Raw genomic sequence first — 10,337 nt, forward strand, 5'->3', positions numbered from 1 at the left:
GTTAAAGCACCTTAAATTAATGACGCTCGAAGCGGCTTAAAAAAACAATCAATAAATTCAATTTAATAACCTGATTTTTCAGAGGTTACCACAATGAATATCACAGTGGCTGCGCCCGAACCGGTGCGCATGGTGGACTTTTACGCCGAAAAACTGCAAGACATCAAACAGCAGATCACGGATTTAAATCAACAAAAAACCTTTATCGAGCGTGAATTAATTAATCTGGTCGGCGCTCAAGAGGAAGGTTCTAGCGCTCATGAAACCACATTTTTTAAAGTCACCACCACAGGGAAAATCGATCGAAAAGTTATCACGAAACACTTGGGCACAGTCAAAGAAGTGGTGACACCCGAACTCTTTAATTCGATTTTTCGGCTTAAGTTTGAGGTGAATGTCACCGCGTTAAAGCAGTTAAAAAAACAATGTCCCAAGGAGTACAACGCGGTGGCTTACGCAATTGAGTCCAAGCCCGCTAAGACCAGCGTCAAAGTTGACGCCCTGGAGCCGTAATCATGGCACTGTCACTTGCAAATATAGGTTTAACGCAGGCGCTGAAAGCGCCGCGCATGGTGCTATACGGCAGCCATGGTTTAGGTAAAACCACCTTTGCCGCCAGTGCACCGAATCCCATTTTTTTATTTACCGAAGACGGTGCCGGTGCCTTACAGGTCAATGCCTTTCCCTTATTAACCAGCTATCCCGATGTCATTAGTGCTCTCCAGGCGTTGTATCAGGAACAGCATGAGTTCCAAACGGTTGTTATTGATTCCCTGGACCATTTGGAACCACTGATTTGGACTTACACCGCCCAACAGCACGGCAAGAGCAGTATTGAAGACTTTGGTTATGGCAAAGGTTACGGTGAAGCCCTCACTTACTGGCGACAATGTTTAGCCTGGCTTGATGCCCTGCGCAATGAAAAAAACATGGCCATTATTTTAATTGCCCATACCAAGGTTAAACGCTTCGACTCGCCTGAGACTGAACCTTACGACCGTTACCAAATTAAATTACACGATCGGGCCAGTGCCTTAATTCAAGAGTCAGTGGATTGCGTGTTATTTACCAATTTTAAAACCGTCGTAAAAAAGACGGATGTCGGTTTTGGTAACGAAGTGACACGCGGTATTACCACCGGTCAACGTGTTTTATATACCCAGGAAACACCAGCCTTTTTAGCTAAAAACCGTTATGGCCTGCCCTCGGAAATCCCGCTGCAGTGGGATGCATTTTCACAGGCCTTACCACACAACCAATTAGGATTTTAATCATGGCGAATTTAGGTTTTTCAACCCAAGCATACGATCCCAATATTAATTTCTTTACCCCCATTCCTGCCGGCGATTATTTAGCGATGATCGACAAAGCCGACGTTAAAATGAATAAAGCGGGTACCGGTCATTACATCGCATTTTCGTACATTATTTTGGAAGGCCAATATGCTGAACGTCGTGTATTTGATAATCAAAATATCAGCCATCCGAATCAGCAAGCAGAGAATATTGGTCGTCGCGCTATTTCGGCTATAGGCCAAGCATTGGGTAATCCCAATGTGCAGGATTCTGATCAGTTATTAAATCAACCGCTGGTCATCAAAGTCACCATCCGCAATAACAAACAATCCAACGAGCCAGAAAATGTGATACGGGGTTGGGCGTCTAAAGACAGTTATCAGAGTGCTGCAGCGAATCCAATGGGTAATATGCCTCCCACACAACAAACACCTGGTGTTGTCCATCAGATGCCGCCTACTCAGCAGGTTAATCAAACAACACCGACTCAAGTTCCACCTACACAAACAGCCCCGCAGCACGTTGCTACACCTCAACAGCAACCGCCCATCAATACCCAACAGGTGCCTTCAAATCCGCCTGCAGGGAATTTTGAACAACCGGTATGGAATCAGAGCCATGCAACTGCCTGAATCCCAACACAGCACGATTAATGCGATTTATCAGCATTATGAGCAGCTACAGACTGGCCATGGTTGGCGCGCCCATTTAGGGGCGTCAATCATCGGTAAAAGCTGTGAGCGTGCGCTGTGGTATGACTTCCATTGGTGTTCGATAAAAAGTCATACCGGGCAAATGCTCCGTTTATTTGAAACGGGGCATTTAGCCGAGGATCGTTTTGCGGCGAATTTACGAGCAGTGGGCATTAAGGTCTGGACCGTGGACCCGAATACTGGGAAACAATTTCGGGTGTCTGCTTGCCAGGATCACTTTGGCGGTTCAATGGATGGTGTGGGCCATGGCTTTTTAGAAGCACCGAGTCAGTGGCATATCATCGAAATGAAAACCCACAGTGAAAAAAGTTTTAAATCGTTGGAAAAAGACGGCGTACAAAAAAGCAAACCGCAGCACTTTACCCAGATGCAAGTGTATATGCACCTGCAGCAAATCGATCGGGCTTATTATATTGCGGTGAACAAAAACACGGATGCGTTGTATGGCGAACGGGTTAAATACGACAAATCCTATGCTGAAAACACGTTAGCTAAAGCCGCCCGGATTATTGCCAGTGATCGGCCCTTGGAAAAATTAAATGATGATCCCAGCTGGTACGAGTGCAAACTTTGCGATCATCATGCTATTTGTCATGGTGAGCAAGTACCTGCAGTTAATTGCCGAACCTGTTTACATGCATCCGCGGTTGATCATGGTCAATGGCATTGTGCACGCTTTAATTTATTGATCCCTGAAAATAATCAGCGCGTCGGCTGTCAGGCCCATTTATTCATTCCCGATTTAATTCAGCTTTTTGCGGAAGTGATTGACAGTGGCGAATACTGGATTCGTTATTACCTGAAAAAAACGGGTGAATGCTTTATCACCGGCGAAGCCCCTGAGCAATTTAACAGCCATGAATTATGCGCTGTTGAAGATAAAGCCTTATTAACCGATAACAACATTCAAACCTTACGGTCGACGTTTAATGCTCAACTCGTGAATAACGCGGCTTAATTAGGAAGAATCATGAAAAAACTAATGACCGATGATATCGATAGGCTTTTTACAACTAATTTAACCGATGTAATAAGAGAAATGGCCGAATCTAGCAGCAGTCATTGTCAGATTAAGATATTTGATGATGACGGAAAACCTGAGTTTGCTGTTGTTTTGCTTGCAGAGCATGTACCAGAATATTTAGAAGTATTAGAGAAAAAAAGTACCGAGTTCAAACAAAAATAAAGATTAATTAAATTCGCTAAAAGGATTCTGTCATGGATTCAGCTCATCAATCAATTGCTCACCTAAGATTACCCTGTCTTGCTTGGCTTATTGTTGAAGATGAAGATCGAGAACATGTTATTTTTCATGTCACTGAAGAAGGCGCATTAAACCTAGCCTGTGTCCGTTTTAAGTTAGATCCCCAATACACTGATCCACCAAAGCGAGTCTCTGCATTTGACCATTACGCCACGTTGGGTTATGTCCCCGCCGCTGAGTTAATGATGAGAGGTTGGTGGTTACACTGTGTTAACTGCGATCAACCTCTCTATATTCATCGCCTAAAAAAATCAAAACTCCGCGAACTGGAATTTGATCGGGATAACGTGTGGTGTAGCCAGCGTTGTAGACGTAAATACGAAAGCCATATCAATCACTTTCAAGGATGAAACAATGAAATTACGCTGGTATCAGGACGAATCCTTGTGCGCTATTTATCAGTATTGGCAACAACAGCAAGGTAACCCATTGGTTTGTGTGCCCACCGGCGGCGGTAAATCGGTGATTATCGCTGAATTTATTCGTCGGGTGATGCAGTTTCCCAACCAACGGGTACTTATGCTCAGCCATGTCAAAGAAATCCTGGAACAAAATTACGCAAAATTAAATCAGCTCTGGCCCACCTGCCCCTCGGGTATTTATTCGGCCAGTTTAAGGCGCAAAGATCACCAGGCTGATGTGTTATTTGCCGGTATTCAATCGGTATATAACAAAGCGTTTGATTTAGGGCCATTTAATATCATTATCGTCGATGAGTGCCATTTAATTAATGCGGGTAAAGACGACAGTATGTATACCCGGTTTTTAAATGATGCGAAATTAATGAATCCATTGGTGAAATTAGTGGGCTTTACCGCTACGCCGTACCGGATGAAAACCGGTTTATTAACTGAGGGCGAAGGCGCGTTATTTAATGATGTGGTGTACAACGTTGATATTCAAAAACTCATTGATCAGGGCTTTTTATCCCCATTAATTTCGCAACCCGGCTCCGAGCAAATTGATTTAACGAATGTGAGTATTCGCCAGGGTGAGTTTGTTACCCGAGATTTAGAAAAAGCCTTAAATGCACAAGACCTTACCCGCAAAGCCTTAAGAGAAATCAGCGAATGGGGACAGGATCGTAAAGCCTGGTTAATCTTTGGGGTGTCGGTGAATCACTGTTTGCAGATTATTACCATGCTCAAAGACCATGGTATACAGGCTGAATATGTGCATGGTCAGACACCTATTGGCTTACGCTCTCAATTAATTGAAGACTATAAACAAGGCCGTATTCGTTGTTTAGTGAGTCAGGGTGTGTTAACGACGGGCTTCGATGCACCCCGTACCGATTTAATTGCCATTTTACGGGCCATTCATTCCCCTGGCTTGTATGTACAGATATTGGGAAGAGGCTTACGTATTTCACCCGAGACGGGTAAAACCGATTGCCTGGTGTTGGATTATGGCGACAACATTGAGCGCCATGGACCGATTGATAACATCCAACCACCGAAATCAAAAGTAAAAAAAGCTGGTGCTGCAGGTGAAGCACCGACTAAACAATGCCCTAAATGTGAGTCACTGTTACAAGCTATTTTGCGGGAATGTCCTAGCTGTGGGCATGTCTTTCCGGCGAGTGAATCTCTGCCTCATAACGATCAAGCGTCCAAAGGTGCGCTTTTAAAATCACAAATTAGACCGGTGTGGCTCAGTGTTACTGATGTGTCGTATAGCATTCACCGTAAATTAAATGCCCCACCGTCGTTAAAAGTCACCTATCGTTGTGGCTTTGAATTCGTCAATGAATGGGTGTGCTTCGAACATAAAGGTTATGCCAAAGCCAAAGCGGCGAAATGGTGGTTTAAACGCGCCGGCTTAGGTGGACAACTGCCCCGCTCTACCGAAGAAGCTCTGCAGGATGCGCCGACATTAAAAATACCAAACGCCGTACAGGTCAGCCAAGCCGATAAATACCCGCACATAGTAAATTACGATTTTTCCGAATCCCCCCAACAAGCGAGTGCTTAATCATAAAAATTTGTCGTACTTTTTTATCGAAAAAATCTGCAAAAACAATACACCGCGTCCAGCAATACATTGAATATTATCAGCTCGCGAAAAAGCGACGACCACCGTGTGTCACTGTTCATCCGGATGAGTTTAAAGCATTAAAACACGACATGGCCCAGTGCCACTATCAACCACCCTTCACCCTGCAAGGCGTACCCGTCAAAGCCGTGAATACTGTCCACTGAGGAGAAATAAAAATGTTAATTTTAACTTTTCGCCGCTCAGAAAGAGCGTTTATCAACGAGCATACGATTCTGACCTTCGCTGAAAAAGACCACCAGCATAACGCCCGGATTACGATTAAAGGACCTCAGCTCGATTATAACCAGTGGCTCACTATTGGCGACACACTCACACTGGAAACCTTACCGTTAACGATTGTGCTCCTGGAAAGAAATAGTCGCCACCAAATTCGTATTGGTTTTGATGCGCCTGACAATATCATTATTTTGCGGGAAAAAGTGTATTTAAGAAATCGTCAAAAAAGATTGGCCGCTTAATTATTGTTTGTTGGGAGAAAATCATTATGCGTTTGATGCGATTAAGCACCTATGCCAAACAGCGTTATCCGCTGGGTGATGGTCCCACACTCCGAACCCTACGTAATCGCTGTGAAAGTGGCCTGATACCCGGTGCAACCAAAGAGGGTGGACTGTGGTTTATCAATATTGATGTCCATGAAAAAGCCAGCAGTTCATTGGTCAGTAAAGTCTTAAGTGAGTCAAAATATTATGGCCGCCCGTCCTAGAAAAAAACGTGGGCTTTGCCCGAATTTATATGAATCCAATGGTTTGTTTCGTTACCGTCATCCCGTCAATAAAACCTGGCATGCCCTGGGCCGCGATAAGCAGGAAGCGGTCCGTGCGGCACGGGAATTAAACAGTATTTTAATACCCAGTACCCAGCAGTTAATTAATTCTATTTTAGCCGTCGGTGAAAAAACCATCGCCGATATTATTGACGCCTTTAAAGCAGATATTGTACCAAATAAAGAATTAATGCCGCGCTCGGCTCAAGAATTAGAGTACCGATTAAATCGGCTGGAGAGTGATTTAGGCGACATGAGTATTCGTTCATTATCGGTGGAGCAAGTAGCCAGTTATTTGGATTTAAGTTTTAAGGGTGATGCCTATAAACAACATCGGTCGGTGTTATCCCAGCTGTGTCAGTTTGCAATCGTTAAAGGCTGGTTAGTTGAAAACCCGGTGGCCCCCACATTATCAACACGACAGAGTCAGCGTATTCGTAAACAACGTCAACGAATGACCTGGGAAGCCTATCAGGCTATTTACCAACACGCAGAGGAATGGTTACAGATTGCCATGGACTTGGCCATCATCACCTTGCAACGTCGCTCTGACTTATTGCGCCTGAAGTTCAGTGATATCAAAGACGGTCGCTTGTACCTGGTGCAGAGCAAGACGGAAAAACATGGTGACTGTGCACGGCTGGCCATTGGCTTGGGTCCCTCGCTCAAGAAAGTGATTAAGCGTGCACGGTGTACTGGAATCAACTCTCCCCTACTGATTCATAAACAGCCTCAAAGAATCTTAACGGGCAATGGTCATTGGTCTGCAGTGAAACCCGATTACTTGAGCCGAAGTTTTTCCAAAGCACGTGATGCGTCGGGTATTTATGAAAATATTTTCAAAGAAATATTACCTACATTCCACGAACTACGATCGTTAGGTGGGTTACTTTATGAACAGCAAGGGTGGAGTAAAGCCCAAGTGCGTCAGTTAATGGGTCATACTTCTGACAAAATGACTGAACATTACTTAAAAGGACATGACACAAGATGGACACAAGTTGAAGCCGATTTAGACTTAGAAAATTAGAAGACAGGTTTCGTTTAAACACTGTTCAAAATTTTTGAGTTTTGCAGGATATTGCAGAATTTTGCATAACGCAAATGAGTCTCAAAAGCAAAAAGCCCGTAACTCATTGAATTACAGGCTTAAAAATGGTCGGAGTGAGAGGATTCGAACCTCCGACCCCCACAACCCCATGATGAGGGGCAGAGTTAGTTAACCTATTGAAATATATAGATTTTATAGGCAAAAGTGGCAGTTCAATTACTACATTTGACGACCAATAAAATCAATAAGTTACAACATTATATACTTATAAATTAGAAGTCTCTTGTCGTTTATTTAAGTATTCACTCGTCAGGTCAGACTAGCTTATGACTGATCAGTTGTGCTTAGCGTCCCACAACAAATTACTTTAGTAATAGCTTAATAACACTGATGAAAATTCAACCATAAACTGTTGCAGCTATCGTAACCATCAGTTCACTTTTTAAACGCTTCTTGTCCTCTCACTGAGTATGTGGGGCTAGAAATAAGCTACACATAATTGTCGAGGAAACACATTGTTTTTGGCATACCCAATCCTTTGGGTATGCATTCGTGAGATAGTTTTTTATACTGCACTGGTAGTTAATACAGGTCTGAGTAAGCTATTAACCGTCGGTGATGAACTCATATCTGTAGCGTCATGAGTTGCTAACGTAGCCATTGCCTGCACAAGTGCATCGACTTTTGAAGCGCTAGATAAGTGTACCTCATTATCAACGCTTCTTACTCCACGTGCGCTACGTGTTGGCAATTCTGATTCAGATTGCACAAGTTGATTTCTTAACTCAAGCACTGTTTTTCGGGTACCGTCTGCAAATTCAATTTGCATATCCTCAACGCCGCTTTTTACTGTGGATGTTCCTTTTTCAAAAGCATTAATTAATAACGCATCTTTTTCATGAAAAATATTTAACTCTTTATGATCAACAACAAGGAAGCCACCATGTTCGTTTTGATGAATACCAAAATTGACATCATCAAATGCAATATTCGTTAAGCGAATAGTGTTTTGCCCTTCCGTATCTTCTATAAAATCTATGCCATCATTTCTTTGGAAAAGATAAAGATCATTTCCCTTCTCCCCAGCAAGTAAATCCTTTCCATGGCCCCCTCTTAAGATGTCATCTCCACCGCCTCCACGAAGCATATCGGAGCCAGCACCGCCATCGAGATAATCATTGCCAGTGAGTTCGCTATCTTCTGTATGACTGTCACCATATAACCGGTCAGTACCGCTACCACCGTAGAGGCGGTCATCACCACCATTACCCACAATGACATCCTCACCATCCCCACCAGATAAAATATCATCACCATGAAGTTCGATGGGAAGCGCTCCTGGTTGTTTTCCTGCTTTCCAAGCAAAATTATCCGTTATTAATGCTGAAGCGCTAACATTTAAGTCTGCGCTGATAGAACGGTCACCAAAAATAACATCTGCACCAGCGTCACCACTAATAATGTCATCGCCAATTTCACCATAGATGGTATCATCACCATCCCCACCGGATATCACATCATTATACGTATACTTGTCATCTTTGCTATTTAGACCGTAAAAGGATGCTACTACTTGGTTGTTGCGCTCTGGGTAGTAGGCACGAAGAACAGAGAAGGAATCACCCACAATAAAGTCAATACCAGCCCCTCCAGATATCTTATCGTTGCCCGTATAACCAGAGATAAAGTCACTGTCTGCACCACCGTCAATTTCATCCGCGTAAGATCCTCCACCAATTTGATCATCACCGCCATTCCCAAAAATAGTATTAGCGTCATCAGGTTTATCCTTAGACTGGTTGCTTTGACCTGCTATGCTGTCATCACCTGCGCCACCAACGAGATAGTCACTTCCTGCACCACCGTTGATGACATCATGTCCTCCAAGACCATATATATGGTCATTTCCGTCATGACCATACAGATAGTTCGTAAGATCATCGCCATTTAATTGATCTGCTTGTGTGCTTCCTCTAAAGGAAAGGAATTTAAAGCGGTAAATGGTTTCTCTATAGGAAAGGCGTGAGTTGTTTGACGTTTTCCAGTTAATAGCATCCCACTTTGATGTTAGATCAGTACTCAAATTCATACTACGTTTAAATGCTTCAGCGTTATACACCATCGAGGTAGTATTATTATTTTCCTCAAACAAGGAGGATAAGGAAGTACCATTGGGTGCATCATCTTCAGTATTGATAACAAGATGATTACTTGGAATGGGCTCAGGATGGAATTCTTCTTTTGACTTAATTTCAAGGCTAAAATTAACGGGTTGAAAATTTTTAATGGTGATGGTTCCACCACCTGTAGGACAGATAATTAAATCATTACCATCCATTAAGTAGTAATTATCATTTTTATCCTGATAGATACTTCGCTCATCATTGATAGCCGTTAACGTGCGTACTTGCTTACCATTGATGACGAGGGTGTTGTTACCCTGGTTATCTTCAATGACATCATGTCCATCACCAGTGGTATAAACGTAGTGGTCATTACCTTCACCACCTTGTAAAACATCATTGCCTTTACCACCATCAATCACATCATTCCCAATGTGGCCTTGCAGGAGGTCATCGCCATCACGGCCATGGAGGTTATCATCACCGTCCATACCGAACAGCTTATCATCTTTGTTACCCCCTGATAGGTTGTTACTGTCCAGGTTACCAAATACAACCTGTTTAGCATTTAGTGGGTTTTCTGATGCATTACCACCCCGTAATGTTGTTACACCTTGTACTTCACCTAATGTATTGGTTTTACCTTCAAACCAGTGGTCAACATACATTACATCATCATCACCCACAGCCTCATCATTCGCCAGCTGTTGCACATTACGGATGAGGACCTTTTCCATGAATTTAGCCCGCTGAACAATCATTTCCTCGGAAAAGCTGCCGTCCCACTCGTAGTTATCATCAGCAAAAATACCTTGGCTATAACTCGATTCCGAAGTTTTTTTAGGTTGACAAAGCTGTATATTTATTCAAGCTGCCATTCGGTGCTGTAATGAAGGCGTCGGCTCTTGCCTACCAAGATCTAAACCCGCCAAATGTTTTTTCGAGTTACGCTCGGGTAATACTTTTTTTAAAGCCTTTGTAAAAGCTATCAGCTCTTTTTGTGGTTCATCCGCCATTACGATTTCTTGTACGGTTTTTATCAGGGCTTCAACTTTGAGACGTTCAGT

12 protein-coding genes are annotated in these 10,337 nt (G+C 43.2%); 10 read left to right on the top strand and 2 right to left on the bottom strand.

Features of this window, described 5'->3' with window-relative positions; all coding sequences use genetic code 11:
- The first annotated feature begins 93 nt into the window (after positions 1-93).
- The 10 genes from F607_RS0121450 (at position 94) to F607_RS0121495 (ending at position 7,126) form a co-directional block, all read left to right on the top strand.
- Entirely contained in the window at positions 94-513 is a 420-nt protein-coding gene (locus F607_RS0121450; protein ID WP_027709717.1) for a DUF7173 family protein, read from the top strand.
- 2 nt (positions 514-515) lie between these two features.
- A complete protein-coding gene (locus F607_RS0121455) occupies positions 516-1,271 on the top strand; it encodes an ATP-binding protein (RefSeq protein WP_027709718.1) in 756 nt (251 codons plus the stop codon).
- A 2-nt stretch (positions 1,272-1,273) separates the two neighbouring features.
- Positions 1,274-1,927: a DUF669 domain-containing protein gene (locus F607_RS33125; RefSeq protein ID WP_051311723.1), complete on the top strand. Its 654-nt coding sequence runs from the start codon at positions 1,274-1,276 to the stop codon at positions 1,925-1,927.
- Positions 1,914-2,966, top strand: a complete 1,053-nt coding sequence (locus tag F607_RS31020) for a hypothetical protein (RefSeq protein ID WP_038292012.1) — start codon at positions 1,914-1,916, stop codon at positions 2,964-2,966. Before F607_RS33125 ends, F607_RS31020 begins: the two co-directional genes overlap by 14 nt.
- Positions 2,967-2,978: 12 nt before the next feature.
- Positions 2,979-3,194 (top strand): hypothetical protein, encoded by a 216-nt coding sequence (locus F607_RS0121470; RefSeq protein WP_027709719.1) that lies wholly within the window; start codon positions 2,979-2,981, stop codon positions 3,192-3,194.
- 32 nt (positions 3,195-3,226) lie between these two features.
- Positions 3,227-3,622 (top strand): hypothetical protein, encoded by a 396-nt coding sequence (locus F607_RS0121475; protein ID WP_027709720.1) that lies wholly within the window; start codon positions 3,227-3,229, stop codon positions 3,620-3,622.
- 4 nt (positions 3,623-3,626) lie between these two features.
- On the top strand, positions 3,627-5,246 hold the full coding sequence (locus F607_RS31025) for a DEAD/DEAH box helicase (protein WP_051311724.1): 1,620 nt from the start codon (positions 3,627-3,629) through the stop codon (positions 5,244-5,246).
- Between the two features lie 239 nt (positions 5,247-5,485).
- Complete coding sequence (locus F607_RS0121485) at positions 5,486-5,788, top strand: carbon storage regulator (protein WP_027709721.1); 303 nt, start codon at positions 5,486-5,488, stop codon at positions 5,786-5,788.
- 26 nt (positions 5,789-5,814) lie between these two features.
- Positions 5,815-6,036 (top strand): hypothetical protein, encoded by a 222-nt coding sequence (locus tag F607_RS0121490; protein ID WP_027709722.1) that lies wholly within the window; start codon positions 5,815-5,817, stop codon positions 6,034-6,036.
- Complete coding sequence (locus F607_RS0121495) at positions 6,020-7,126, top strand: tyrosine-type recombinase/integrase (RefSeq protein WP_027709723.1); 1,107 nt, start codon at positions 6,020-6,022, stop codon at positions 7,124-7,126. The genes F607_RS0121490 and F607_RS0121495 overlap by 17 nt, the downstream gene beginning before the upstream one ends.
- Before the next feature lie 586 nt (positions 7,127-7,712).
- On the opposite strand, the gene F607_RS0121500 is transcribed toward F607_RS0121495, so the two are convergent.
- Entirely contained in the window at positions 7,713-10,007 is a 2,295-nt protein-coding gene (locus tag F607_RS0121500; RefSeq protein WP_027709724.1) for a calcium-binding protein, read from the bottom strand.
- A 129-nt stretch (positions 10,008-10,136) separates the two neighbouring features.
- Positions 10,137-10,337, bottom strand: a 201-nt coding sequence (locus tag F607_RS34850) for a hypothetical protein (protein WP_027707400.1), incomplete at its 5' end; no start/stop codon positions are given.

The sequence above is a fragment of the Zooshikella ganghwensis DSM 15267 genome (assembly GCF_000428585.1).
Lineage (GTDB): Bacteria > Pseudomonadota > Gammaproteobacteria > Pseudomonadales > Zooshikellaceae > Zooshikella > Zooshikella ganghwensis.

Coding starts and splice junctions, on each gene's coding strand:
- F607_RS0121450 (WP_027709717.1), top strand. CDS start 94: ATGAATATCACAGTGGCTGCGCCCGAACCGGTGCGCATGGTGGACTTT.
- F607_RS0121455 (WP_027709718.1), top strand. CDS start 516: ATGGCACTGTCACTTGCAAATATAGGTTTAACGCAGGCGCTGAAAGCG.
- F607_RS33125 (WP_051311723.1), top strand. CDS start 1,274: ATGGCGAATTTAGGTTTTTCAACCCAAGCATACGATCCCAATATTAAT.
- F607_RS31020 (WP_038292012.1), top strand. CDS start 1,914: ATGCAACTGCCTGAATCCCAACACAGCACGATTAATGCGATTTATCAG.
- F607_RS0121470 (WP_027709719.1), top strand. CDS start 2,979: ATGAAAAAACTAATGACCGATGATATCGATAGGCTTTTTACAACTAAT.
- F607_RS0121475 (WP_027709720.1), top strand. CDS start 3,227: ATGGATTCAGCTCATCAATCAATTGCTCACCTAAGATTACCCTGTCTT.
- F607_RS31025 (WP_051311724.1), top strand. CDS start 3,627: ATGAAATTACGCTGGTATCAGGACGAATCCTTGTGCGCTATTTATCAG.
- F607_RS0121485 (WP_027709721.1), top strand. CDS start 5,486: ATGTTAATTTTAACTTTTCGCCGCTCAGAAAGAGCGTTTATCAACGAG.
- F607_RS0121490 (WP_027709722.1), top strand. CDS start 5,815: ATGCGTTTGATGCGATTAAGCACCTATGCCAAACAGCGTTATCCGCTG.
- F607_RS0121495 (WP_027709723.1), top strand. CDS start 6,020: ATGGCCGCCCGTCCTAGAAAAAAACGTGGGCTTTGCCCGAATTTATAT.
- F607_RS0121500 (WP_027709724.1), bottom strand. CDS start 10,007: ATGGAAAAGGTCCTCATCCGTAATGTGCAACAGCTGGCGAATGATGAG.